The organism is uncultured Draconibacterium sp., assembly GCF_913063105.1.
GTDB lineage: Bacteria > Bacteroidota > Bacteroidia > Bacteroidales > Prolixibacteraceae > Draconibacterium.
This window is the reverse complement of sequence record NZ_CAJXYQ010000001.1, coordinates 430,997-456,494: the sequence shown is the minus strand read 5'-3', so window position 1 is coordinate 456,494 and position 25,498 is coordinate 430,997. Positions and strand designations below refer to the sequence as shown.

Sequence of the window (25,498 nt, the reverse complement as noted above, 5' to 3'; positions counted from 1 at the left end):
TGCCTTACCCTGACATTTCCCCCAAATGGGGGAAACAATATGGAATATCTGATTTTATGGAGGGGAAATGTTCGTGCTGCAGGCTTATCCTCACCTGCCCCTCGTTTGCAACGAGGGGCTAACTTTTTGTCGTTTGTAACGACGTCCTAAACAGTTGTTAACCGATAGTTACCATGATTTTTTATTTGTCGATACAATCGACTGAACGCCTGACCCCTCGTTGCAAACGAGGGGTAGAGTAAGGGGAAGAGTCAGGGAGCCTGTCCCGATGAAACAACCTGAAGTCGGGAGGGAGGTGGTCGTCCTTCCCTGCTACATAACATATTGATAACCAAATGTATTTTCCATAATTTTATAGTGGTTAAAAACCAAAAACACGGTTAACCCAGAACCCTCTGAATTTACCGTAACGTTTTAACATCGACCCTATTTGTTCACATGTGCCTGTTTGTGGTACATGTACACGCCCAGGTATAATGGCGTGCATACCAAAAAGGCCACCTGCGCCGGCAAGCAAACAGGTGGCCCGAATTAATAACTATTCCATAATTATTAAATCATTTAAATATGGCAAATTTAACTGAGAGTAAGAAGCGTGATTTTGTGCAGCAGTTAATTGTGATCCTGCAGCAGAATACAAGCCTTCTTTCCGACAAGGGTTTCGACCCTACAGCAAAGATCACACAGTTACAAACAGAATTAACGACTGCCGACGACGCGGAAGGTAAACAAATTGAAGCGGCAGCTGCAGCCAAAGATGCTACCAAACTGGCCAACGAAACGCTCGACACTGCGTATACCGATGGCTCAGCTACGGTAGACCTAATCTCCGGTCTGTTGGGAAAGAAACACAACCTGGTACTGGAGATAAAAAAACTCCGTAATACCGGGCGAACTACAAAAAAAGATCCGGAAAAGGATTAACCTCTTACGTGATAAAACCGGAGGAGCTTGCCGGCTCCGGTTTTTCACACTATTAAAATTGTTTGTTTTTAGCGGTATAGTGTGTAACTCGCATCTATTTTTATCATCTCCCTGGGTTTACATATTTTACATGCTCGTTTCTCGCCATCCCCTTTTCATTTCTCCTTACCTCTTGTATTTTTCAGTTTTTTACTTCGGATTTTTAACATTTACCCTTGGTAATAAGGCCGCTCCCCTTGGGTATAATAGTTTTTACCTAAGTAATTACTTCTATCCCACAGGGAATAGCTATTATCCTTTAGGGAATTATCGTTCTAGCCCAGGTAATAATGGTTTTACCCCTGGGTAGCATAGCTATTACCTAAGGAATTGCTCCTTTACCCAAGGGAATAGCTATTATACCCTTGGTAATTGTCCTTCTACCCTTGGGTAAAAGGCCTGTACCCAAAGCGTGAAAATCGCTGAAAGGCTTGTGGATAAAGGGATAGGAAATGTTTTTGCCTTAAAATCCAAATTTTAAACGGTGCTCCCGAAGGAGTTTTCCCGAAGGATGAAATTGGCTGTTGGTTGGGAGAAAGATATCTCTATTATTGAATTGTTTGATACCTGTTTCCGGGTTAAAATCTTTCATAGTAGGATGCACCAATATTTTGTACTTATCAGAAATTGCAATCAAACCGCGATCAAAAGCACGGTGAAAAGTTGGCGAAAGTACCAGTCCGTTTCGGATTGAATCGTTATAAGTTTCGGCAAATGGGGTAATGTGACAGGCATCAACCAATGAACGATTTTTAGCATCGGCAACTTTTAACCCGCTTATTGCACACTGATTATCGTAAACTTCCAAAATGGCTTTACGGAAAACAGCACTACGGGCAGCCACAAATTCATCACGAACTTCTTTAGGTTGTTGGTTTAGGGTTTGTTTTACTGTTCGGGCATAGTTTTTTTCAGGATCGTAAAGCATTTGTGCTTTCACTTTTGCCGAATAAACTTCTGCCGACGCATACTCCGAAACCTGCTTTATACCAAAGTATTTACTTAGCAATGTAGCCTTTATTTCCCTGCGTTTTATCGGATCAATGAATGCCAAATACAGTTCTTCTGAAAGCTGCGCTGCCAAAACTGTGGCATCAAGAGCCCTTAAACTTTTTATTGAATTGCTTCTTGTGGTTGGAATCTCTTTTCCGGGATAGGTAATAAGTTTCCAAAACTCACCTTTTTCGTTTTTAAGATGAAAAAAGGGCAAAGCAAAGGTGGGTGTATGGTGTGTTTTTACCACAACATTCCAAATATCAAGAAAGCGCTGCACCAAGGCATCGGTAATCTCAATCCAATTCTCCACAATCTCACCACTTTCAAAACTCTCTATCACCGCCAATAAAAGCACTGGCTTATGGGGAGCCTTGCCGTATTTGGTTACGCCTTGGTTTAGGTGGGTGATATGTTGGAGAATGTTGCTCATAATTGATAATTAACCTACCGCCATTTTTGCCGATTGTTTCCATAAATATGGAGGCATCGGTTCTTCTAATGCCCATTTTATGTTCATAGGTTTTGCCCCTGAATACTCAGTTATTTTTCCTTCACCTAAGAATACATATCCCATTGTATTTCCAAATTCATCGTTCTTTCTTTCCCTGACAAACAATAAAATTATTTTCCCAGTTTCAAGGTGACGAATATAGCCTAATCCTTTTCCCCTATCTGGTCTTGAAGCATTTTGAGACTGCCAATGAAAAAGTGTTTCACTAATGGCATAATCTTCATATAATGTCGATGGAGAAAAGTCTTTTTCTGACTTAATTAAGTCAATGAATAAAACATCAGTATTCAATTTCTTGTTATCAGCATTTCCCTCTCGATTAGTTGATTTTTTTTCAAATGTACTATGTCCGAACGCTGTCAGAATCTGTTCACGGGTATATCGGCTATGAAGTTTTAATGGTTGCGAATATGGAAGTTTGATATCACTTTCTAAGAAATCGATTTTGTCAATTAATAATTCTATAATCTCAATAATTTCTTCGACTAATACTTCATTCTTTCCTATTGCTCGGATGCTTTCCTCTAATGAAGAAAAACCACCAGCAGTCTGCCAAACATCATAATGCAACATCAAACACATCAACTTTTGTTCTTCATTAAGAGCATTCAAATCAACTTTGAATCCTTTTTTCGCCAAAGTCAAAATAAATTGAAAGTAAGAGTTTGAGTTACATGAAAGCCATTTTTTGTTAATTGCTCTACAAATTTCTTTTTCATTTTCATCAGAATAATTTTCGATCTGGCCTGCTTCTGCGCACAACCTTTTCCAATTGTCTCTTTTGTAGATTAATTGTAAGGGAATATGGTACAGGTTTGTAAAATTCTTAAGAGTTAATGGTAAAGAAGTTTGATGCTGATAATTACGGATTTTTGCAAGTAGCTTATTTCTATTAATTGAAGTCGCATTAATAATATTTTGGAGGATAAAGTCTTTCGCTTGTTTTTCCAAAACGATTGAGCAACCAAGAGGTAAATGAGGGAAATCGTCTCCAATTTCTTTTTTTATGGAAGTATTAGTTTTCCCTACCAAAGCTCTGAATTTTCCTTCATAATCATATTCTGGCCTCGAGTTGCCAACAAAATCAAGAACAGTTAAACAATCTTTATTATCAGCTAAGCGTAAACCTCTTCCTAACTGCTGAAGAAAAACAGTTAAGCTTTCTGTCGGGCGTAAAAATAACACAGTATCAATTTCCGGGATATCTACGCCTTCATTAAATATATCTACTACAAATAAATAATTGATTTTCTTTTCCAGTAATTTTATTCTTAATTCTTCCCGATCCGCATTTCTTGAACTAACTAAGTAATCGGCTTTCAGACCGGCTAAAGTAAATTTTTCGGCCATATACTGTGCATGTGCCTGAGTTACACAGAACCCAAGCGCCCTTACATCGTTTATATCAGTTATGTATTTTTCAAGATTTGAAAGTATTTCTCCAACTCGTTTATCATTTTGAGTATATAGCTTTGTTAATTCACTTGGCAAATATCTCCCATTTTGCCACGAAACATTTGACAAATCAATACTATCAGTAATTCCAAAATACTGAAAAGGGCAAAGTAATTTACGATTTAAAGCTTGTGGTAATCTAATTTCCGCAGCAATAACATCTGAAAAATCTTTTAAGATATCTTCATTGTCCATTCTTTCTGGAGTTGCTGTTAATCCTAAAAGAATTTTAGGATTGAAGTGTTTAAGAATAGAACGATAGCTGGATGCTGCGATATGATGAACTTCATCAATTATTATATAATCGTAATAATTTGATGAAAGTTGAAGGGAGTCCATTCTGTTATTCAATGTTTGGACGGAAGCAAATAGAAAATCATATTTTTCTGGTTCAAGGCCATCAACCCATAATTCCCCAAAATTATTATCTCTTAAAACTCCTTGAAATGTTGCTTGTGCTTGCTGAAGTATCTCTTTCCGGTGAGCTACAAATAATAATTTTGAATTTGAATTCTGTCGCTTAAATTTCTTGTAATCAAAAGCTGAAATAACTGTTTTACCAGTTCCGGTTGCTGCTACCACTAGGTTTTTAAAACGATTATGCACCAATCGTTCAGCTTCAAGCTTTTCTAAAATTTCTTCTTGATACGGGAATGGCTTTATATCAAAATGGGCAGAAATGCTATTATTCGTTCCTCTTCTTTCTCTTCTCAAAGCTACTCTTAACTTCTCTTTATGCCCAGAATTATCAAAAGATTCAAACTCTTTGTCTTGCCAGTAAGTGTCAAATGTCTTTTGGAATTTATCAATGATATGACCTACTTCTTTTGTGGTAACTTTCATGTTCCATTCTAACCCGTTTGTTAATGCAGAACGCGATATATTAGAAGAACCGATGTAACCTGTATGAAATCCTGTATTTCGATAAAACAAATATGCTTTTGCATGCAAACGCTCATTATCCGTATTATACGAAACCTTTATTTCTGTATTTTTTAATCCCGATAAAAACTCAACTGCTTTTAAGTCGGTAGCTCCCATGTACGAGGTCGTTATTATCTTTAATTCTCCGCCTCTTTCGGTAAATTCAAGGAGTTCTTTTTCAAATATCCTTATACCTGTCCACTTTATAAACGAAACAAGGAAACTTACTCTATCAGAAGAAAGTATTTCCTTCTTAATTTCACTTTCAAGTGAAACACCTGCATTATTTCCAGTAAATAATTCGCTTTGAGAAAGCCTAGTGTAAGGTGTAATTTCTTTTAGATATTTATCAAAGTTCGAGAAACGCGGATCAATTTTTGAGAAAATTGCCGTAAGAATTTTTGCTTCTGTTAAAATCAAATCATTATCAAATTCTTCATTATTAAGCTCTGTTCTTAGAAGCCTGATAATCTTATTTGAAATTTCAATTTGCTTCTCAATACTATCATCTCCTGAAATTAAACTCAAAGCAAACTGTATTCTTTCAATTAAATAATGTGATAAAACTTTGGATGCTTCACTCTTATCAACTTTTGTCTCTTTAATGTGAAATTCATTTTTATCAAGCTCATTCAATTTGGAATCAATCAGCTTGTTTATGAGTTGTTCGTAGAGGCCAAGACTAGTCATGGTGTTTTTTCAAATTAATTATCCAAATTTAATCGATTATGTTCAAATCAAAAATATTTTTAAAACTAATGAACCCTAGAATTTGAGCATCTAAAAATAAGTTCAGCCAGCATATCTGCCTCGATTTTACTTTTCACATCAGCCACACATTTTAAACCACCTTCAATTTGGTGCAAATAGACACCCCAAAAGGACTCTTTCTCTTCATAAATTATCTCGCAAACACCACTTTCAATTTCAACAATAGGATGAATTTCAATTTTGTCCCATGGCGTAAGAGCTTCGTTGAGATAAAATTCGGGTAAATCGAAACTTTCTATTTCCTCTTCTACGAATTCGATTGATACATAAATTTTCATAGAAGTAAAGATATCGGTGATTATCATTTAAGTCAACGGACTATGAGTAACAATGGCCACCTTGGGCCAGATATCCTCCCCCTTAATGCAACTCATATTATACGAGCGGGTTATTTTGTTGTGTACATCCATTTTAAAAGATTAAGGATGATCGATTAAGGATTAAAGTTAGGAAGAAAGCCGGAAGACAGATGCCTGCGGCATCAAATGTTTACAGAAATATCCCTTAAACAGAACTATCCGACTCTTCTCTGCCCCTTGTTTGTATGGAGGGGTGAACTTTTTGTCGTTTTTAACGCCGTCCTAAAGAGTTGGAAACAGTTATTTTCCATGATTCCTATTTGTCGATACACTCGACTGAACGCCTGCCCCCCTCGTTGCAAACGAGGGGTAGTAAGGTTAAACCACGCGAAAGGATTCGCGCGGTAGCGATGAAAAAGGCAAACGAAAAACCGGGCTACTTTTCTGCTGTTTCGCGGTTGTAGATAAGCGGCATTTGTCCTTTCCAGCGTTTCCAGGTGTCGTTGTTGCATATTAGTTCGGCCATAAAGCGGGCTACGTTTATGCGGCTTACTTTTCCGGGATTTAAAACAGCACTTCGTATGGGCGAAGGATGAATCTCGTAGGGGCTCACACTGTCCTCATCGATCAGGCTGTCGGGGCGTACTGCTGCCCATTCAATTAAGGAATGGTGCTGCCCGATTTGCGTGCGGAGGTATTCTGCTGCCTCTATATTATCGGTAAAAGGAGGCACCAGTATTTGTAGCAGAGCAATCGCGATTTTTTCAGCCGAAACAAGGGGCTCGTTCAGATCGCGGTTCTGGTTGCCGGAGGTATTCATCAATATAAACTTCACCGGTTTTTGTGGTTTATTCACCCCGATGGCTGCACACAACCGGCGAGTTGCATCTGTTACCAGGCGGCGCGGCTTTCCGTACATACCTTTAAAGCTCATGTTGTGCCCCAGACATGAAACTACAGCATCGCAGTCGCGAACCAATTCGGCCATTGTGTTATCGCTAAGCTCCAGCACCGGGGCTTCAACTACTTTAAGGTTCGTAGCGTGCAGTAGCGTGTTCAGTTTTTCTGTTGACCGCACAACGGCTGTTACTTTTTCTCCGCGATCCAATAAATCTTTTACCAGCAAGCGGCCTGTTGCTCCGCTTGCCCCAACTATTAAAATGTTCATCATTTCTTCTTTGCTTTGTAAGGTAGAACATTTTGAGTTGGATCGACAAATAAATACGACCTACACGAGCAGCTGATCGACGAAAGGGGGGTATGGGAAGGTTGCTTTGGTATTGCGGTACCCCCTCCTGGCCCCCTTTGTCGGCCAGCGCCAGTGCCTTACCCTGACATTTCCCCCTAATGGGGGAAACAATATGGAATATCTGATTTTATGGAGGGGAAATGTTCGTGCTGCAGGCTTCATTTGGTATCCCGGAAATTGAATTGGAATTCAAACATTTCTCCTCCTGCCAGGAGGAGTAACGCTGATGGAGTGCAACGCAATCAGTGGGGAGGTGGTGTAGCTATACCCCACCGCTCTGCCCCTTGTTGCAAACGAGGGGTAGTAAGAGAAATCCAGGTGGCTTGCAATGACAAGCATTGAATCTTCGGCATTTGCCAATTTTCTTTGTAATTTACAGCACATTGAACGTAACTTTAGCGAACCTAAAACAAAAAACATGAACGATAATCCCGGTATTTTAAAAATGATTCGTGCGCCATTTCTGAGTAGTATTATTGCCCCCATTGTAATTGGAACTTTGTGGAGTGCCGGCGTAAAAGAAAGTTTTGATGTGTTGAATTTTATTGTTGTATTGCTTATTGGGGTGGGTTTGCACGTGGCCACCAATGTGTATAACGATATTTACGATACGCTGCAGGGCACCGACAAAGTGAATGAACACCGCAACGAATCGAGTGGTGGTTCGGGCGTATTGCTCGACCATCCGGAGCTGATGGGGAAGATGTATTTTTTGGCACGCACCGGCCTGGTTGTTGCTTTTGGGGGAACCATTGCTCTCACTTTTCTGATCAATAAGGAATTGCGAGTACTGCTGTGGGTGCTGTTTCTTGTTTCGGCATTTTTTAGCAAATATTATACGGCACCGCCTGCCAAACTTGCTTACCGCGGCTGGGGTGAGGTGTCGGTGTGGCTGGCTTTTGGCCCCATGGCGATTCTTATAGCGGCAGTAAGTCAGAACATGGTCTTTCATTCGCAGCTGCCCTGGTTGCTGCCCACCACCGGTCTCAGCACTTCATCAATTTTACTGGTGGGACAAATGATTGACCTGGAGGCTGACCGGAAAGGAGGAAAACACGGTGTTGCCTCGCGCAGGGGAACTCGGTTTACATCGGTTTTGTATGTTGTGGTGCAGCTGGCGCTGGCTATAAATATCCTTTTGCTGTTTACGCAATATCCGGGCAATACATGGCCCCTGCTACTGTCGTTGCTTCCGTATATTTTGCTGTTTCCCAAAGCTGCGGGAATCATCTGGAAACACCACGCTGATCCGGATCAGCTAAAAGCCGGTGCCAAATTAACGGTGTTGATCCACCTTGTTTTTTCGGTGACAATGATTATTGGGTTTGTACTCTATAACTTTCTGAATTGATGCAGTACGGAATGGAAGGATAACAAAGTCTGTTTTTATCATACGTATACGGTAAAATGTTAAGCTGCTTCTTTTAACACATTTACGATACAAGAACATACAGCACAAGGTAAAACACCCAGGCTGTAAACGATCCGGCCAGGTTAACCAAATCGTTGGGCGCAAATGAATCCTGTTTTTGCTGCTTTCTGAAAAACGCGGATTGCCGGAGTTTCTCCTCAACAAAAGCCCCTAAAAAGGTATCGGCAATACAGGCCAGAAATGCCGCCAGGGTAAGTATTCCGATGTCTGTTGGGTTCCAGGTGTGAAAAAACAAATAATACGCTCCGGCGGAAACGAGGAAAGCCCCTGCCAGTGCTGCCAATGTTCCGCCAAAAGAAATACCGCCTGTTGTTCCTGCCCGGTACATTTTCCAGTCGGCTACCGAAAAACTTTGTTTATTAAAAAGCGGACCGGCCTCGCTTGCCCATGTGTCGGCTGTAACGGCTGCAACACTGGCAATAAAAAAGAAAATAAACCGCTCATTGGTTGTAGCAAGGAACAACATTGAACTCAGGAGTGCCCATAAAATATTGGCCAGTACCTGCCAACTATTTCGTCTGCCCGATGGTTTTTTCTTCATGCTGCGCATTGGATTTATTCGGGTAAACACCACCGAACTCACAAAGAAAAACACCACCGGCAACAACCAGTTCCATCCGGCAACAAGCGCTAAATAAAAGCCCAGTGCTCCGGCTGCCAGGCTTCCGCTGCGGGTGAGCAGTTTTAATTTATTCAGCAGGTAAGTACCTGCAATTACAACCATCAGTACCCCGCAAACAAATAGGAAATCGGGCTGCTGGGTGTGCTGAAAAATAAAGAAGAGCGCCAGTCCGACGGGAATCGACAAATTATCGGAACCGCGCCACGAAACAAGCTCAAAACAGGCCGCAAGCAACAATACAGCAAGCACAAAAAACACATCGGCAAACAGTGCCTGCGGCAGAAAAACCGCCAACACTATCAAATTAGAGAGGGAGTAAGCCATGAATCCGAAGAGGCTTTTTTTATCGCTTCCTGGTCGGAATGTGATGTTCCCGGTATTGATTTTTCCGCTTAGGTTGGCCAACGGATCGGAAAGCGTTAACACCATAAGTGCGGTTTGAAAATAATACAGGGGCAAATCAAGCAAAAGTAAAAACGAGAGGAGGATCCCCAGCGGATAAAACAGGGTACCGAGGCTCTTACTTTCGGTTTTATGAACAAGTTGCCAGCTTTTAAAACGAAAGGTGACAAACGCAATGATGGAACCGGCAATGATCAGTACCAGCAAAACATCGCGTTCAATAAAGTAGCTTAGAAGCAAAAGAAGCAGTCCGGTTACCAGGTGCACCAGTTTTCTGACCGTTAAAGCCAATGTCCTGTCTGAGGGATAGGTGGTGTTATTTATTTCATTTACTTCGGCTTCCAATGTTTTTGTTTTATGCTGTTGTTAGCGGTTTTACTTCATGTAGTTTTTTATCCTTCAAGCGTAATTTCTTCAATTTTCCCCGCCACTTCGAGGGCAGCATTACGGCCGGTGTCGCTAAAAAGGACGTTGCCGCTTTTTTTATCGCTGAGCGTAATTTCAATTGCTGAAGTCATGCTTTCGCTGATACGGCCGTCCATTATTCCGGAAAGCGGTGAGGCCAGTTCGGTAGCCTGATCGCGGTGTGCCACTACTTCGAGGCGGTATTTTTTGTTTTCCATCAGCAATTTCACCTGCTTTTTATCGGCCATTGACCGTAACAGTTGTGTGCCGTTGTAGGTGGTAAATTCGAATAAACTGCCCTTAACATACAATCCGGCAATAAAGCCCACAAACGAACTCCGCAGCCAGGGAATTTTGGCCACCGATACTTTAAAGGAAATGCCGGGGTGCGCAAAGTGGTTCGACTGCATCCAGAAATACGCCGATGGAAAAGAGTGCCCCCAGTCTTTTTCGATGTAACCGCGTCCGCCGCTAAAATCGATGGATCTGCCCCGAATTTTTAAGGTCCCTTCCAGCGCATGATCCATACTTACAATACCGTGGTAGCACTCCATAAAAGGAACAAAAGTATAAGGCCCCATAATTCCGGGCGAATACCACCTGTTGGGCCAGGGAACCGTATTTTTAAACTGCAGCGTTCCGGAATAATCGTTGAGGGCCAGCTTTATGCTGTTGCCCGTAAATTTGCTATCGCCAATACGGATTTGAAAAGAAGCGGATGCGGCAGAAAAAATATTGGCCGGAAAGGAAATGTATTCAGCTGTTTGCGCCTTTCCATCGAGCACCTGAATAAAAGCATGTTGTTCGCCCTGCTCATCCATAGCTATTCCGGGAATAAAAGCAAAAGCCTCCTTCCCGCCGGCCGAAACGGCTTTGTAGTACCAGCCTTCGAAATACCGTTTGCTGCGCCGCCAGCCGTGGTAACGCTCGGGACGAAATAATGCTTGTAATTGTTTTATCATGCGCATGCTGCTTAAAGGTAGCAAGAAAATCTTTTGATCGCGATTTGTAACTTATTTACTTCCGTAGCAACTTTCTATAAAGCTTCTTGCATACAGACAAAGCCCTTTGGACATGCTGAATCCCTCTTGTGCAAGGCTGAGGGGGAAGCGATTAATTTAGATTTTCGGCACCGGAGCAGGGCAGCGTAAACGAAAAAGTACTGCCTTTACCGGGCTGGCTTTCGAGGTGGAGCGTGCCGCCCTGTCTTTCAACAAACTCTTTACACAACTGCAGGCCCAGCCCTGTTCCTTTTTCGTTGCGGGTACCGGGCACCGATTTAACACCATCGGGTTTAAAAAGCTGTTTTTGGGCTTCAGGGCTTATCCCTATTCCCGTGTCCTGCACTGAAATACTCAGCAGCTCTTTTTCGGGCACCGGCTGCCAGCTTACCCAAATTTCACCCTGGTCGGGGGTAAATTTTATGGCATTCGATAACAGGTTGCGTAAAATAATTTTCAGCATTTCGCGGTCGGCAAGCACCTGGTAATCGGTATCCGACTGTTGGTGTACACTAATATTTTTATCTTTTGCTGCCAGCAATAGCAACGATATACTATCGTTTACCATACTTTTAACCGATAACAGCCCGGGCGAAAAACGAATACGCTGCGTTTGTGTTGCTGCCCAAATCAAGAGGTTATCGAGCATATTATAGGCATTTTCGGCGGCGTTAAGCAGGTTTTCGGTAATTTGTTTTTGCTCTTGCTTATCGGTCTTGTCCTCTTCTTCGTGCAACATTCTTGAAAGGCCCAGTATGGCATTAAAAGGGCTTCGCAGGTCGTGGCTGATAATGGAGAACAGCTTGTCTTTGGTGTTGATACTGGCTTTCAATTCCATTTCTGATTTTTCGAGCTCGTGCAAAGCCTGCTCTTTTTGTTTAACCTCGGCAACCATGTTACTGTTGCTTTGCCGGAGTTGTTCGTTTAGTTGCCGTGTTGAATACGACAGCCAGATAAATGCCAGCAACAGAAGCAGGACTAATACCAGAATAACCACATACGATTTATGCAGTTTTTTATCATTAAGCGCTGCCTGTTCCATTTCTTTAAGTGCCTGCAGCGTTTCAAAATGTTGATTTTCGTTGATAATGGTCTCTTTCTGCAGCTGATCGTACAGCTGATTGTAGCGCTCGAAAAGTTGGTTATAGGTGGCAGCCGAGTACTCGTTAAAACCAGTGGAGGCATATAATTCGGTATAGGCCTGTCCGATGTTGAAAATTTCTTTTGGCAGCTGTAGCCGGCCAGCCAGCTCAAGGGCCTTCTGCAATTCTATTTCGCCCAGTTGCGGGAAACCTGTTTTAGCATAAATCAGGGCTTTATTTGTGTACATCCCTATAAGCAGCAGGTTATCGTTTTCGGCCATAGCCAGCTCCATAGCCCGGTTTAATACGCTTAAAGCTTCGGTATAATTTTGTTGCTGGTAGTGCACTTCGCCCATGCCTTTTAAAGCTTGTGCAATGTATTTTTTATTTTTTTCTTTTTCTGAAATGGTTAATTGTTCGTGAAAATAGCTAAGCGCCGAATCGGGCTGTTGCTGAAGGATGTAATTTTCGCCCATACAATAGAGTATGGCTGCCGTGCCGGATTGGTTATTGTTTTTCAGGTGAATCGCCCTGGCGCGAAGAAAATAGTCCATGGCATCTTTATACTCTTTACGCGCCTGATGAACGAGGCCAAGATTGGTATAAATGTAGGCCAGCCCTTGTTCGTCGTTGAGGCGGGCAAACAATTCTTCGGCAATTTTTTCGTGGGTATAGGCATTGTTTTCGTCGCCGTGAATAAGGTAGAGGTAGCCCATATTGTCGTGCGCAAAACCCATTTGTATACTGTCTTGTGCTTTAATGCTGTGGTCAAGTGCATCGCGAAAATAATGCCAGGCCTGTTTGGTATCGTAGCGGAAATACAGCATATTAACACCCAGGTAGTTGCTAATGCGGGCTACCTGCGCCTGCATGTTCAGGCTGTCGGCCAGGTGCAGGGCGTATTGCCCGTAAAGTATGGCGTTTTCGTTTTCCTGACCGCGCAGGGTCCAGCATAAATTGGCCAGGTAATCAATTTTTTCGGTGTCGTTTAAGGTAGCGAGGTGTTTTACTGTTTGCGGGGGTAAATTCCGGGGTTTTCCTGCCAGCTGAAAAACAACTAACAAAAAGCTTACAAAAAACCATTTCTTCCCCAATATCTCACAACTTACCATAGGCTTATCACTTCTTAAAACAAGCGTATCCATTCGGAATACCTTTTAAAAATAGGTAAAAAATAATCGATTCCTAATCTTATTGTTAACAAGCAAACCTCAAGGAGAGCGGGACATAGCTCATCTGCCCCTGGTTTGCATGGTGGAGCTATAAAGATTACTTCGGTCACTGCACTCTCCCTCCGCCCCTCGTTGCAAACGTGGGACAGATAAGAGTTAATGATTTGAGGCAATTGTTCCAATTCACCACCCCACCGCTGTAAACGCGGTACCCCCCTCCTGCCCCCCTTTGTCGGCCAGCGCCAGTGCCTTACCCTGACATTTCCCCCAAATGGGGGAAACAATATGGAATATCTGATTTTATGGAGGGGAAATGTTCGTGCACTGGCTTATCTGTTATTATAATGGATAAAATTGGGATGTATTAATTTCTCCTCCTGCCAGGAGGAGTACCGCTGATGCAGTGCAACGGAATCAGTGGGGAGGTGGTGTAGCTATACCACCCCGTCAACGAATTATTCCTGGTAGCAGTTGCCATTTCTTAAATGGTCAAGAAATTGCTGCACCACCGCCTGCACCTTTTTATAATTACTGTTTCTTTTGTTCGTTCCGGATTGAAGGTAAAGACGGCGGTTTACTTCCAGCATTAGCGAGTACACACGTTTGTCGGCATGATACCATTGCAAGGGTACCAGTGTTCCGGCATACGGACGATTAATTTCAACGCTAAAACCCCGTTCCGTAAAAAACTGCCTGGCAAGGTGTGCAAGTTGGGATGGGGTATGAAATGAATCAGTGCCAAGGTTAAAATCGGGGCGCCGGGTATTTTGGTCAAGGTCGCGTTTAAGCGGAATATCAGGAAACGAATGGCAGTCGATAAGCAAAGCACTGTTGTATCTGGCCAGTTGCTTTTCAACAGTTTCAGTTAATCGTTGGTGGTGCAGGTTGTAATACTTTTCCACTACCTCGTAGCGTAAACCGGCACTCACCTGTCGCATTGGCTTTCCCTCATCGGTTTTTTCATACAATACTCCCATTCCGGATTTCGCCATGGGTTCAAGCAAATCATCGGTAAACCGTTCCACATCGCAAAACACCCGTGAGAATGGCGCTATCACCGCCTCATCCAGTTTGTTGCTAAACAGCTCGTCGGTGTACCAGTCGGTTAGTTTTTGAATTTCTGCCTGTAAAGCTTCACTATTTATTAAGTAGCCTGTGAAGTCGGGGATATAAGTGGAAGCGTGGGGAATATGGAGAATAAGTTGTTTCATTTTTGTTTTGTTATTGGATTGTAAGGGATTGATTTGTTCTTTTTAATTCCGCTAATTAGCTATCCAATGAATTCGTTTATCCCGCAGAGCATCTTTTTGATAAATAGCTAAGGCAATAACATTGCCACTCAGAAATTTTATCAAAACAGCAAAGTATTGTCCCTGTGCAAGCCTTATGTTTTTTGGAAAAGTATCGAACATGGTTTGAACGAACAATGGCAATCTGTTTTCTTCGCCAAGAAGAAATTCCTTTAAGCTAACGTTATCCACTTTTTCCCAGGTTCTGATATTAAGTGGATATGCTTCAGAATTCAAAAGTTTAAATCTCATCTTAAATAACTGGTCGTGTTTTTCAAGTTTGTTGATCCAGTTAGAATTACTCTCTTTCATAAGGCACAAATTTTATATAGTTAAACCTTGTGCATCATGTATTGTCGGAAAAATGTCTGAATGGCAATTGTTTTTGACAGACTGTCCGCATACTCGTGTGATTACATACCTGAAATGACGGTTAAGTTGAAGTAGTTTTGTTTTTTAACAAGGCAAAAATCAGCGCATAGCAGCGTTCTGCAAACGATTTTTTAACGATGATAAAAAGCAAAAGAACAGAACCTGGGCCGTCAAGAGCAGGTGTGTTATAACACTCAACCACCGTGGCTATGCTTGCTCGGTTGGTATCCCGATAAAATCGGGATTCATGATACATTGCAAATATGTTCAATAAAACTGGAAGCACCAAAACTTGCTGTCGGTGGCTGCAAACACGGGGGAATAGAGAAGATGCCGCTGGATTTTATTGTGGTTATAAACTAGCTTTCCTTCAACTCCACACAAACCAGTTTTTCGTTGTCGCGGGCCAGCAGTTTACCGTTGGCAAAAGCCATTGGTGACCAGGCCTGTGATTTTTCAGCGGTAAAAAACGAGGCTTTACCCACTTCTTTATAGCCTTCGGGTGTTGGCTCAATCAGGTGCAGGTCGCCGTTTTTACCATTTTGATTGATGAGCATTCCGTCAACCATAACAATAGAACCCAACTCGAAACCCGGTGTTGATTTTTCGGGCCAGCAGCGTTCGCCCTGCCAGTTTAAACACACCATTTCGTTTACCCGGCGGTTGTTATTCAGGTAGATATGCTGGCCAATCACTAAGGGAGGATGCATTTTGCAGCCCGCTTCTTCGTTGCGGAACAGCTCGTTAAAACGATAAATTTCACCATCGTTATTTACTTCCAGCAGAATGGTAACCGGGTCGTACCGATCTTTGTAGGCACAGGAGGTGAGCAGCAGGTGTTTATCGTCAACTGCTACCGGAGGAGCGATACAGGCAAAAGAGTCAAAACCTTTGTAGCTCCACAGTTCTTTTCCGGTTTTTACTTCAAAGGCCACCACTTCGTCGGTAGTAAAACCATCGCCTTTTACACACGAGCTGGTCATTATAACCTGCTCTACACCGCCGTAGTTGCCCAACACCGGCGACACATGAAAACGGTAACCGCTAAGGCGGCGACTTTCCCAAACTACTTCGCCACTGGTTTTGTTGTAGGCCACCACCCCGGCAGTTTCGCCCTGTGGCGATACAATTACCAGATTGCCGCTTACAATTGGCGATACGGAAAAGCCCCAGGTATTTAGTTCGCCTCCGTAATCGCTTAGTAGGTTTTGCATCCAAACGGCCTGCTGTGTTTTTTTATCGATACAGTGAAAATGACCATGCGGGCCAACACACCACACATAATTTTCGTCGACAACAGGTACGGCCCGCGAACCCGGATAAGGCAATTCGCCTTTGGCTTCGTAGCTGTAGTTCCATTTCTCGGCACCTGTTTCGAGATCGATGCAGCGTAACACATCGCTTTCGCCTTTAATACGGTCGAGAACAAACACTTCGCCGTCGAAAACAGCTGCTCCTCCATACCCCGGTCCGAGCGGAAATTCCCATACTTTTGCCGGGCCGCTTTCGGGCCATTGGCGCAAAATACCGGCATCGCTTATGGTGGCATTTCTGTCGGGGCCAAGGTATTGTGGCCAGTTATTTTCTTTTTGCTGCGAACAGCTGAATACAACAAGGGTAAGTAAGGCTAGAACCAGTCGATTTAACATGATGAGATTTTTTATGGTTTTTTTCAAAAATAGTAAAAAAGTAACGCTACAACACCCGAACAGAGGTTAATGCATTGTTAATCACACCACAGCAGTAATAGCAGTTCTCTTCCGTTTGTATGTATAATGCAATACTAAATTACTTTTTTTATACCCGGAATTTGTTTTATCAGCCACGCAAACACAAAACAAACCAACAGGGCAAGCGGAGCCACCACCATAAATTTCAGCAACTGATTTATGTTTTGCCAACTCACAAAAAGGGCGCTAACGCCTACAATTATCGGCGCATGAAAAATAAAAACACCATAGGCACTACCTGACAATTGCCGCGCTACATTCCCTTGTTTATTCCAGTAGCGTTTTGCCAATCCTAACAGCCCTATTATCATGGCAACGCCAACCAGCTGTTCCCAAATTGCCCAGGCAAAACTCTGCCAGCTGCCACTCCCCATAAATGTTTCAACACCTCCGTTTTTCCCTCCAACATATAGAATAACGGGCAATACCAGCCAAATCATTAACTGAGCAAAAACAAACCATCGCAATGCATTTTTAAAACTTATGGCATCCAGCCAATTGTTATTATAGGCCAGAACACCCGTAACCAGCATTACAATGTATTGCACAAAAAACGGAAACTGAAATCCGGTGTAAGGCATACTCCACCCAACAGGCAACCAAATGCGAATAAGGTATTGTGCCAGGCCCATTCCCAGGGCGGCCAAAACCAGTTTTCCCGTTCCGGGCCAGGCCATTTTAATTTTCCATTTCATCTTACTTATGGGCAAGTAGAGCATTGTAAACAGCAACAGTGTTTCAACAAACCACAGTGGGCCAAAACCGCGTGCACGCTGATTTCCTAAAAATTCGAGAAATGTTACCGCTTCGTGTTTGATAAGGTTGTAATGAATAAAATTGGTTAACGGATTCAGTAAAAAATAGAAGACGAGCAAGGGAATACCCAAACGAACCAGGCGGTCTTTTAAAAACCGGCCGCTTGTTTTACGTTGTATGGACGCAGCGGTAAAATAGGCCGAAATAAAAAAGAACAGGCCCATAAAAAAAGCCTGGTTGGTCATGTTAAACATGGTTTGTACAATTATTTCGGGAAAACCGGCTTCCGACTCGTTGTAGTACCAGTCGCCGGGGGCACCATAGGTAATATTCAGGTGAAGCAGCACCAACAGACTTATTAAAAAAATACGCAGGTTATCGATATAAAAAAGGCGCGATGTTGATGACATAGGACATGTTGTTTTTAGTTTTTATGGCTTATTGACTCAAAAAATGATTTTCAGTTTTTCTTTACAGTCAACAAAATTTACCCGGATCATTAAGAACACAAAATTATTTCGATAAGTAGTTGAAATAAAAGGACAAACAATAGACCAAGCAGAGATTAATCGGGTAAATACACCCTTGAAACAGCTGTGAATAGCGCGCAGCGGTTCCGCAAATCAACTCCTGTTTTGCCCGGCTTTTTGCCTGAGAAGCCAGCGCACACGCTGGTAAGAAAGCAGGTAATGTACCAGCGTGGCTATTGCCAGTATTGCTGCCGCCAAAATATATTCCATTTGAAACAGTACTGCACCTGCCAGGGCAAAAAACAGCAGCTCGATAAGCAAACGTACTGCCCCACTAACCGGCACTGGTGCTTTTCCCGAGCGGCTGGGATCGTTGGGTACTGCAAACACTCCCCAAATAAGAGCAGCCAACAACGGCACTGCCAACGCCAAGAGGTATTTGTGCCAGGTGTTGGTAAGCTGCCAGCCCCATTTTCCCATGGCAACAAGTGCTGCAATTTCAAGAAAAAAACGAAGTGCAAGATTTACCGGATGTTTATGCATAGGCTGTGAAAATTTTATGGCCTTTTCGCCCAGCTAATAGCTGAAATTAATACGCAGGCCCGCCAGGAAATGTTCACCCACTTCGGGCAGGTACGACTGCAACCACTGCGCGTTGGGTGTTACAAACACCCACTTGTTTAGCTGGGTGCTAAAGTAAAATTCGGCCAGTTTTTCAGGATTATCGGCTTGCCAGGCCCATGTTTCGGCATAGGCCAAACCAATTTTAAACTCGCGCTGCAGCACGGTTTTCTGAAAACCAATACCCCCACTCCATGCTTTTTTTATGCCCTGCCACCCGGCCAGTTCGTTGCTGTTTTCGCCATAACGGGCAAAAATGCTAAAGTTATTGGCAATCAGCTGATCAAACGACAAGCCATAGCCGCGGGTGTGATTGGCAAGTGGCTGCTCGTGCCCAAACACACGTAAATTCGCTTCCCAGCCCGACCCGCGAAAAACTTTTAGCCCTGTTTCCAAAAGCTTCAGGTGGTTTTTCATTATATCGGGCGAATCGGGATCGGCCATAAAATGCCCGTATTGAATGTAAAAACGTTTTAAAAAAGTGGTTCGAAAGTGTATGCCCGGACTGTTTAAACCCACTGGCAGAACCGGATTATTCACAAAAACCCCACTGATAAACTGCGAGGTTTCGTCGTTGGCATGCAGGTTATTATCGAAATAGTTGGTGGGATCTATTTTACCAAAAGTTACGGTAAATATTTCCTGAAACATTTTAAACTCGGTCCATGCTTCCAGTACGGTAAGGTTTTGCCCTTTGCCATCGCCTCCGCCGGCATCGGCATTCAGCCCTGAGATATTAGGGATTAGCGCATCAGGCCCCTGGCCTCCTCCGGCTTCCAAATCAAAAAACAACAAAGCGTTGGCACCAAAACTTACGTAGGCAAAAATATCAAACGAGCCCACGCCTTTCCAGGTAGGATCGTTTACCAGCGGCACCTGCAACGAAGTGGTGGCCACCCCGCTAAACTGTAATTTCCCGGGTTCTTCAAGAATGGCTTTTAACAGCTCATCAACCTGTTGTTTGCGCGAGCGTTTCATCTCGGGTATGTCGCCGGCGTCGGCTTCTTCAAACAAACCAAGAAACTTTTCAACCAGGCTGGTATCGGCTGCAATGGTATCAGTTTGTTGCGCCTGTACTACCTCGCTTTCAAAAAGCAGAAGTAAAAACAAGCTACAAAATCCATACAGAAAAATCTGCTTCATACTGGTACTATTTGTGCTTGTCAAATTAAGTAAATGGCAGCACAAATCAAAGTTGATTACTTTTTATTGCACGGCCCTGTTTGCAGATATATTGGCATTATGCTTTTTTTCTTCGCCAATGGTTGTCGACCGGCCATGTCCGGGATAAACGATGGTTTCGTCGGGCAAGAGGCTGTATAGTTTTCTTATGGATTTTACCTGTGTTTGAAAGGAAGCCACCGGCGAAGAGGTAGTGCCCCCCACGGCATGGTAGATAAGTTCGTCGCCCGAAAACAGAAAATTATCTACGTAATAAGAAACACTTCCGCGTGCATGTCCGGGTGTTTTTATGGCTGTAATTTCAGCTTTTCCCAGCGGAAGTTTTTGCTGATCTTCTACATAAATATCCGGTTTTCCGATGCGCTGGTAATCCATGGTAAAAAGTTTTAAAAATTCGGGGCTTTTCTGTATTTCTTCCGAAACGGCATCGGGATAGGCCTCTTTCCATTTGGCCACAATTTTAAACATGTCTTCACACTCTTCAACCGAATAAACCACTTTGGCTTGTGGGAATTTTTCGCGCAGGTTTATGGTTGAAAATCCAAAAATATGATCGGGGTGACAATGGGTAATCAGGATATAACGGAGTTGCAGCTTTTCCTTTTTTATATGTTGTAACAGGGCCGGAATGGTATCGCCCGGATCGATTAATGCCGCCTCTTTGCTGGCTTCGTCATACAAAAGGTAAGAATTGGTGGCAATAACCCCGGTTTTCTGACTTAGCACCTGAACAGGAGCGTTGTGTTTTGATCCGCAGGCCATTAAAAAAACAAGCAGAAAGCCTGCGAAGAAAGTGTTGATTTTTGACATGACAGTTTATTTAAATCGTTTAGCACCATAAAATTACAGATGTTTTTACGGGAAATCAAGTTAGAGGTTTGGGTTACAACAAAATAAGCAAGCTACAATAACTTTGTTAAGGCTGAAAGCAAAAAAAAATCCGGTTGCTTTCAGAACCGGATTTTTCAAACTATTTTTTTACTCCTGAATTATTCGAGCGGCAAACTAAAAATTTCAAGCGCCCATTTATTCATTTCCAGGGTGCGGTCTACATTTTTAAGTGCATACAACTCGGTGCCTGCTAAATTGGTGAAAAGGAAATGCACATCCATATCGGGGTTATTCTGGTTATTCAGGTAGCCGGGATAAGTGCTAACTTTAAACGATTTTACTGCTGAATAGCTTACGGCATCCACCTGGTAAATGGTTTCGGCAGCATCCGGTGCCCACCAATAATCTGAGCCCACCACAAAATAGGTTTCCAGCTTTTGGTTGTAATCCAGACTTTGAATGGAGTTGCGTGGAATTTCGATAGTTCCTAGGCGCGAAAGCTCCTGCCCGTGCACCGACTGGGTAGTATAAGCCGGTGTACGAAAGACGACTTTATTGGCGCCAATCAAAGCATTCAGGTCGGGCGTAAACCAAAAATCCTTGCCAATACTTTCGTGCCACGAAGGAATGGTATCGTTGGCCGCACCTTTTTCAATATTTGCAATTAACAGGCCTGTGGGCGACAATTGCGGACGTGTAATATAAATCAGTGGTTTACCCGGGATTTTTCGCAGCACCGATTTTTCGTAAAGCGCTACCGACGAGGTGGAGCGGAAAGTTACCCCAGTTTCCAGGTTCAGGCTGTAAAGATGCACATGCTGATCTTCGTCGGGTGCCAGGTAGCACCAACCGTTTTCTCCCAAGGCCACATCGTAGGGTACACAATCGGTTTCAATCAGCTTTTCGCGCTGTAGTGTTTCGGCATTCCACACATCAACATAAGCCTGGTTGTAGCCAATTACAAGCATTTTACCATCTTCGCTTACATCAATACAGTAAGGTACCCGTTCCAGATCGTAGGCATTAAATTCGGTACTGCCGGTAGTTTTTACCAATAGCTTATTGGGCGAGCGGGTTAAAAGGTAAAGCACATCGGTGGTTTTATGGTAATACGCGTCTTTCAATTCCCCATCAAACCAGGTTAACGATTTCGAGTTTACCGGATCATCGCTTGCGGCAACGGTCATGTTTATTCGGACACCGTGCGACAGTTGTGGGTTGTTGGATTCGATATTAATAATTTGCGAATAATCGCCCGGCGTCATTTCGCCACGATTTACGGTGCAGTAAATATCTTTTGTTTCGCCACCATACAATGTTCCGGATGCAGGAGACAGCTCGAGCCACTCCGGTATATTCTCAATATACCAGTATTTATCAACCGATCCGTAATTGGCAATAGAGAAGCTCCGGTTGTCTTCTGTTCCAAAGTCAATTTCGGCAGTGCTGCAATACAATGGTTCCTGACCTTCAACCGGCGGCTGTTCGGCAGTGGTTTTTCCGTAGCTTACTGTAATCCGGAATACCCCGGCATCGCCAAGTTTCACAAACAAATATCCCTCTGCTCTTCCGTCAACCATAAAGTCGTTTACGTTTTTAAAATCAAAAGGAATAGTACAGTTGCCATTAGATAAATTCCCTTCAAACGTTTTTATCCCGAGCCATTGCGGATACACCACTACACGAAATTTTCCATTATCCGACCCCGACAGGTTGAACTGAATAACTCCGCTTGTAGTTCCGGTGTCAAAATGGTTTTGCACATCGGTGGTAAAAACCTGTTCCTGGTTCTCTTCCGGAAAATTAAAATTACAAGCTACCAATACGTTTATTGCTAATAGCCAAACGATTGCTAAACAACTTTTATAAAATCCTGTATTTTTTTTCATGTTTTTTTGTTTAGGGTATTACCAATAAAAAACCAATCCTACTGAAAAATCAAGACGGCTCAGGTTTTCGTAATTGTCCTTGTCGAGCGCTACTTCCTGCGTACCGTTTAAGGTTTCGATGTTGAGCTTTTTTACATTAGCCAAAAATAATCCGGCTTCGCTTGTCAGGCTCAGCTTGGGTTTTATGTAATATTCAAAACCCAGCGTGGTGTGCATTCCAAAGGTGGTACTTTTTATCAGCACCTGCTCGTTAAGCATCTCGGCCTCATCGCGATAAAATGCCGGTCCGAGGGTAAGTGAAGAATTCAATCCGATTTTTTGCTGTTTTCCGTAACGTCCTTCCGAATAAAACGAAAGACCTGCAAAATTTACAAAATAGTGTTCGCTTAGTTCGCCATAATACATGTTTACCTCATCCATTTGCATTGAAGTGGTAACTGATGCCTGGCTGTAAAAACCATTGTAAACAGCTCCCAGCCAATAGTCTTTTAGCAGGTAAAAGTACAGGGAGGCTTTGAGTTGCATGCCCATTTTTAGCTGCTTATAGTAATCGTCGGCCAGCTGTTTGCTAACACCCATCGATTGTAAATTCTCTACGGCCGGTTTGGTATCGCCAAGCAAATACCCCATTCCGCCGGTAAACGATGCGCGCATTTTATTTATGGGGCCCGGTTTTATACTATCGTCTGCATATACTCCGGATTCTATTTCCGTATTGATAGCCGACAGCACCATATCGCCTTGCTCAGTACGGTTGTCGGGCTGAACGTACGACCACTCACGCACTTCCGCTTTTGGGATCTTTCCTTTGGTAAGCACTCCTTTCACATCTTGCTGAATAAAAAGGTAGTTTTTGGTTTCCTTACTGATGTTACATTTGATCGTATCGCCACTGTTTAATACGATTCGGTTTTGAGAAAAAGCGACATTACTGATAAGCATACTTAGGAGTAAGGTCGTGGCACAGATTAATCGGTTCATACGGTTAATAATCTTTATTAGTTATCAATAAATATTTGGGTTAGCCAGACCTGCTTTGAACGACAAATCTAAGAGATTATTTGAAATAAGAGCATTTGTAAGGCCTTCATTCGGTTATCATAAAATCAATTTTGACTGAATATAAATAACAAGAGATACCGATTAAAAAAAGGCAGCTACCTGCACTTGCCATGGGCAGCAAGTGGCAATAAAATTTATTGTAAACTACAATAACCGGATTGTATTTTCTAATCCAGCCAGGCCTTTTTTAATTCGAGCCGGAAAGATTCTGCCTTTTTGTTGGCAATTAAAAAGGTTATTTCCACCATCGAATCGCCCGAATAATTGGGAAGCGCTAATTTTCTCCCCCTGAAAGACGGAAACATGGTATTCAGGGGCACTTCAATTTTCTCCCAATCTCCTGTTGTTTGAAAGGTGCTGATATACGAAAAGTAGTCGCTTTCTTTCTCACGAATTCGCAGCTGGTATTTTTTGCCATCGCCCTTTAAATGCACTACAACTTTGCTGTAGCCCTGAGTGTTTACCGAATTTAAATTGTAGCGCAGTGAAGAAAATCCCCCATAATTTTCGAGCGAAACCCTGCCCTGAAAAACCGCGCTGCCTGCATCGGTTAAAAAAAACGAAGCTTCTGATTTTCCTCCCATAACATCATCGTTTACCACCTGCCAGCCGGTGGCATCGCTTGTTTCTGAAAAATTAAAAAGCATGGTTTGGTTTAGCGCTGAAAATAAAAGAAGTCCTATGATTGTTGCCATGTTTATACTTGATTAATTTATCCTGTAAAAATTTCATCAAAAGCTTTTGTGCGATAATCGAATATTTCGTTTAGTTTTTGGCGGATTACCAGGGTATTGGCTATGCGCCCCAACGCACCCACTGGCGGACTGTAACTTACAATGTCGGTCATAAGCACACCATCGTCTTTAGGTTTTATGTGGTGTTCGTGGTGCCATAGTTTGTAGGGGCCAACGCGTTGCTCGTCTACAAAATATTGTTGCGGAACCACGTGTGTTATTTCGGTTACCCAGGTGGTGGGTATACCGAAAAGCGGGCGCACGGTGTAGGCAATTATCATTCCCGGGTAAACGGCATCGGGCAAATCGGGTGTTTTAATATCAAAACCCATATAAGCGGGTGTAATACGTTTTAGGTTTTGTGGCATTGAAATAAAATCCCACACCCTACTGATGTTACTTTTTATGTGCTGTTCGCGTTTAAATTGATAGAATGCCATAATTTCATTTTTTTTCGTTTTAAAAAAGTTGTTTTAAAAAAAGCTCAGCCGGTAACTTTACTTTTTCGGAAACCAAGGTATAAAAGCACTGGTTTTTTCCATGTATTCGCGGTACCCGGGTTTGGTGCTAACCAGTGTTTTTTCGAGCAAAGCCACCCCCGAAATTTTTAGCAGCAGCCAGGTCATTATTACTGCTCCCACTATTGGCCAGTAGGCATCAGCCGCTAAGCTAAAAAAAGCAAAGCCCCACCAAACGGCAGCATCGCCAAAGTAATTCGGATGTCGGGTGTACCGCCAAAAGCCGGTAGTTAGCAGTTTTCCTTTGTTTTTCGGTTTTCTTTTAAACATTGCCAGTTGCAAATCGCCGCCACTTTCAAAAACAAAACCAAGCAACCAGAAAGCAATACCGAGGTAATCAAACCCATTTAATTGCGAATTTGCCGTATTGTATTGTGCCGCCAAAAGCGGTAAGGAAATAAGCATAACCAAGGCCCCCTGCAACAAAAAGGTTTGAAAAAAACTAATCCACCAATAGCGTTGTTCTCCATATTTTCTTCTGAATTCGCGGTAACGAAAGTCCTCGCCTTTTCCCCAGTTTCGCCAGGCAAGGTGCAGGCTTAGCCGAATGCCCCACAAGCTTACCAATACCAGCAAAACAATGTTACGCAGATGCCATTCGCTTAGCTGAAAAAAATAAGAGGAGTTGACCAGCACATAAGCAAAGCCCCAAAAAATATCGATAATACTAACATTTACCAGAAAGATGCTGATGAGCCACAACAGGCTAACAAAAGCCAGAATAATAAGCGCTGCATTTGCAAAAAAAGTCATCATGTTT

21 protein-coding genes are annotated in these 25,498 nt (G+C 42.8%); 2 read left to right on the top strand and 19 right to left on the bottom strand.

Going from position 1 to position 25,498, the window contains the following annotated elements; all coding sequences use genetic code 11:
• Positions 1 to 567 precede the first annotated feature (567 nt).
• On the top strand, positions 568 to 924 hold the full coding sequence (locus tag QZ574_RS01660) for a hypothetical protein (RefSeq protein ID WP_297086096.1): 357 nt from the start codon (positions 568 to 570) through the stop codon (positions 922 to 924).
• Between the two features lie 502 nt (positions 925 to 1,426).
• Here the strand turns inward: QZ574_RS01660 and QZ574_RS01655 are convergent.
• The 4 genes from QZ574_RS01655 to QZ574_RS01640 form a co-directional block, all read right to left on the bottom strand.
• Positions 1,427 to 2,389 (bottom strand): HNH endonuclease, encoded by a 963-nt coding sequence (locus QZ574_RS01655; protein WP_297086094.1) that lies wholly within the window; start codon positions 2,387 to 2,389, stop codon positions 1,427 to 1,429.
• Positions 2,390 to 2,398: 9 nt separating this feature from the next.
• Positions 2,399 to 5,539 carry a DEAD/DEAH box helicase gene (locus QZ574_RS01650; protein ID WP_297086093.1) on the bottom strand — a complete coding sequence of 1,047 codons (3,141 nt, stop codon included), beginning with the start codon at positions 5,537 to 5,539 and terminating at the stop codon, positions 2,399 to 2,401.
• Between the two features lie 65 nt (positions 5,540 to 5,604).
• On the bottom strand, positions 5,605 to 5,898 hold the full coding sequence (locus QZ574_RS01645) for a hypothetical protein (protein WP_297086092.1): 294 nt from the start codon (positions 5,896 to 5,898) through the stop codon (positions 5,605 to 5,607).
• 457 nt (positions 5,899 to 6,355) lie between these two features.
• On the bottom strand, positions 6,356 to 7,090 hold the full coding sequence (locus tag QZ574_RS01640) for an NAD(P)-binding oxidoreductase (protein WP_297086090.1): 735 nt from the start codon (positions 7,088 to 7,090) through the stop codon (positions 6,356 to 6,358).
• A 496-nt stretch (positions 7,091 to 7,586) separates the two neighbouring features.
• Here QZ574_RS01640 and QZ574_RS01635 point away from each other — a divergent pair, with 496 nt between their 5' ends.
• The gene (locus tag QZ574_RS01635) at positions 7,587 to 8,519 is read left to right on the top strand and encodes a prenyltransferase (protein ID WP_297086088.1); all 933 of its coding nucleotides are present in this window, start codon (positions 7,587 to 7,589) and stop codon (positions 8,517 to 8,519) included.
• An 82-nt stretch (positions 8,520 to 8,601) separates the two neighbouring features.
• On the opposite strand, the gene QZ574_RS01630 is transcribed toward QZ574_RS01635, so the two are convergent.
• The 15 genes from QZ574_RS01630 to QZ574_RS01560 all read right to left on the bottom strand — a co-directional run bounded on the left by QZ574_RS01630 (position 8,602) and on the right by QZ574_RS01560 (position 25,494).
• Complete coding sequence (locus QZ574_RS01630; protein ID WP_297086087.1) at positions 8,602 to 9,969, bottom strand: DUF92 domain-containing protein; 1,368 nt, start codon at positions 9,967 to 9,969, stop codon at positions 8,602 to 8,604.
• A 47-nt stretch (positions 9,970 to 10,016) separates the two neighbouring features.
• Positions 10,017 to 10,991 (bottom strand): tocopherol cyclase family protein, encoded by a 975-nt coding sequence (locus QZ574_RS01625; RefSeq protein WP_297086084.1) that lies wholly within the window; start codon positions 10,989 to 10,991, stop codon positions 10,017 to 10,019.
• A gap of 151 nt (positions 10,992 to 11,142) precedes the next feature.
• Positions 11,143 to 13,257 (bottom strand): tetratricopeptide repeat-containing sensor histidine kinase, encoded by a 2,115-nt coding sequence (locus QZ574_RS01620; protein ID WP_297086078.1) that lies wholly within the window; start codon positions 13,255 to 13,257, stop codon positions 11,143 to 11,145.
• A 482-nt stretch (positions 13,258 to 13,739) separates the two neighbouring features.
• Positions 13,740 to 14,495 (bottom strand): N-formylglutamate amidohydrolase, encoded by a 756-nt coding sequence (locus QZ574_RS01615; protein WP_297086076.1) that lies wholly within the window; start codon positions 14,493 to 14,495, stop codon positions 13,740 to 13,742.
• A gap of 51 nt (positions 14,496 to 14,546) precedes the next feature.
• Positions 14,547 to 14,885: a hypothetical protein gene (locus QZ574_RS01610; RefSeq protein ID WP_297086072.1), complete on the bottom strand. Its 339-nt coding sequence runs from the start codon at positions 14,883 to 14,885 to the stop codon at positions 14,547 to 14,549.
• Between the two features lie 419 nt (positions 14,886 to 15,304).
• On the bottom strand, positions 15,305 to 16,594 hold the full coding sequence (locus tag QZ574_RS01605) for a PQQ-binding-like beta-propeller repeat protein (RefSeq protein WP_297086070.1): 1,290 nt from the start codon (positions 16,592 to 16,594) through the stop codon (positions 15,305 to 15,307).
• Positions 16,595 to 16,728: 134 nt separating this feature from the next.
• On the bottom strand, positions 16,729 to 17,841 hold the full coding sequence (locus QZ574_RS01600) for an acyltransferase family protein (protein ID WP_297086068.1): 1,113 nt from the start codon (positions 17,839 to 17,841) through the stop codon (positions 16,729 to 16,731).
• A 213-nt stretch (positions 17,842 to 18,054) separates the two neighbouring features.
• Positions 18,055 to 18,444 carry a YrdB family protein gene (locus QZ574_RS01595; RefSeq protein WP_297086066.1) on the bottom strand — a complete coding sequence of 130 codons (390 nt, stop codon included), beginning with the start codon at positions 18,442 to 18,444 and terminating at the stop codon, positions 18,055 to 18,057.
• Positions 18,445 to 18,477: 33 nt separating this feature from the next.
• Entirely contained in the window at positions 18,478 to 19,665 is a 1,188-nt protein-coding gene (locus QZ574_RS01590; RefSeq protein ID WP_297086063.1) for a hypothetical protein, read from the bottom strand.
• A gap of 63 nt (positions 19,666 to 19,728) precedes the next feature.
• Complete coding sequence (locus QZ574_RS01585) at positions 19,729 to 20,514, bottom strand: MBL fold metallo-hydrolase (RefSeq protein ID WP_297086061.1); 786 nt, start codon at positions 20,512 to 20,514, stop codon at positions 19,729 to 19,731.
• Between the two features lie 179 nt (positions 20,515 to 20,693).
• Complete coding sequence (locus tag QZ574_RS01580; RefSeq protein ID WP_297086060.1) at positions 20,694 to 22,424, bottom strand: hypothetical protein; 1,731 nt, start codon at positions 22,422 to 22,424, stop codon at positions 20,694 to 20,696.
• Positions 22,425 to 22,442: 18 nt separating this feature from the next.
• The gene (locus QZ574_RS01575; RefSeq protein ID WP_297086059.1) at positions 22,443 to 23,405 is read right to left on the bottom strand and encodes a hypothetical protein; all 963 of its coding nucleotides are present in this window, start codon (positions 23,403 to 23,405) and stop codon (positions 22,443 to 22,445) included.
• Between the two features lie 248 nt (positions 23,406 to 23,653).
• Positions 23,654 to 24,181, bottom strand: coding sequence for a CIA30 family protein (locus QZ574_RS01570; RefSeq protein ID WP_297086056.1), 528 nt, complete (start codon positions 24,179 to 24,181; stop codon positions 23,654 to 23,656).
• Between the two features lie 17 nt (positions 24,182 to 24,198).
• Positions 24,199 to 24,660 (bottom strand): SRPBCC family protein, encoded by a 462-nt coding sequence (locus QZ574_RS01565; protein WP_297086054.1) that lies wholly within the window; start codon positions 24,658 to 24,660, stop codon positions 24,199 to 24,201.
• Positions 24,661 to 24,717: 57 nt separating this feature from the next.
• Positions 24,718 to 25,494, bottom strand: coding sequence for a DUF1295 domain-containing protein (locus QZ574_RS01560; RefSeq protein ID WP_297086052.1), 777 nt, complete (start codon positions 25,492 to 25,494; stop codon positions 24,718 to 24,720).
• Positions 25,495 to 25,498 lie beyond the last annotated feature (4 nt).

Bases quoted from the DNA above. Each gene is read 5' to 3' on its own strand.
- QZ574_RS01660 (WP_297086096.1), top strand. From the start codon at position 568: ATGGCAAATTTAACTGAGAGTAAGAAGCGTGATTTTGTGCAGCAGTTA.
- QZ574_RS01655 (WP_297086094.1), bottom strand. From the start codon at position 2,389: ATGAGCAACATTCTCCAACATATCACCCACCTAAACCAAGGCGTAACC.
- QZ574_RS01650 (WP_297086093.1), bottom strand. From the start codon at position 5,539: ATGACTAGTCTTGGCCTCTACGAACAACTCATAAACAAGCTGATTGAT.
- QZ574_RS01645 (WP_297086092.1), bottom strand. From the start codon at position 5,898: ATGAAAATTTATGTATCAATCGAATTCGTAGAAGAGGAAATAGAAAGT.
- QZ574_RS01640 (WP_297086090.1), bottom strand. From the start codon at position 7,090: ATGATGAACATTTTAATAGTTGGGGCAAGCGGAGCAACAGGCCGCTTG.
- QZ574_RS01635 (WP_297086088.1), top strand. From the start codon at position 7,587: ATGAACGATAATCCCGGTATTTTAAAAATGATTCGTGCGCCATTTCTG.
- QZ574_RS01625 (WP_297086084.1), bottom strand. From the start codon at position 10,991: ATGATAAAACAATTACAAGCATTATTTCGTCCCGAGCGTTACCACGGC.
- QZ574_RS01620 (WP_297086078.1), bottom strand. From the start codon at position 13,257: ATGGATACGCTTGTTTTAAGAAGTGATAAGCCTATGGTAAGTTGTGAG.
- QZ574_RS01615 (WP_297086076.1), bottom strand. From the start codon at position 14,495: ATGAAACAACTTATTCTCCATATTCCCCACGCTTCCACTTATATCCCC.
- QZ574_RS01610 (WP_297086072.1), bottom strand. From the start codon at position 14,885: ATGAAAGAGAGTAATTCTAACTGGATCAACAAACTTGAAAAACACGAC.
- QZ574_RS01605 (WP_297086070.1), bottom strand. From the start codon at position 16,594: ATGTTAAATCGACTGGTTCTAGCCTTACTTACCCTTGTTGTATTCAGC.
- QZ574_RS01600 (WP_297086068.1), bottom strand. From the start codon at position 17,841: ATGTCATCAACATCGCGCCTTTTTTATATCGATAACCTGCGTATTTTT.
- QZ574_RS01595 (WP_297086066.1), bottom strand. From the start codon at position 18,444: ATGCATAAACATCCGGTAAATCTTGCACTTCGTTTTTTTCTTGAAATT.
- QZ574_RS01590 (WP_297086063.1), bottom strand. From the start codon at position 19,665: ATGAAGCAGATTTTTCTGTATGGATTTTGTAGCTTGTTTTTACTTCTG.
- QZ574_RS01585 (WP_297086061.1), bottom strand. From the start codon at position 20,514: ATGTCAAAAATCAACACTTTCTTCGCAGGCTTTCTGCTTGTTTTTTTA.
- QZ574_RS01580 (WP_297086060.1), bottom strand. From the start codon at position 22,424: ATGAAAAAAAATACAGGATTTTATAAAAGTTGTTTAGCAATCGTTTGG.
- QZ574_RS01575 (WP_297086059.1), bottom strand. From the start codon at position 23,405: ATGAACCGATTAATCTGTGCCACGACCTTACTCCTAAGTATGCTTATC.
- QZ574_RS01570 (WP_297086056.1), bottom strand. From the start codon at position 24,181: ATGGCAACAATCATAGGACTTCTTTTATTTTCAGCGCTAAACCAAACC.
- QZ574_RS01565 (WP_297086054.1), bottom strand. From the start codon at position 24,660: ATGGCATTCTATCAATTTAAACGCGAACAGCACATAAAAAGTAACATC.
- QZ574_RS01560 (WP_297086052.1), bottom strand. From the start codon at position 25,494: ATGATGACTTTTTTTGCAAATGCAGCGCTTATTATTCTGGCTTTTGTT.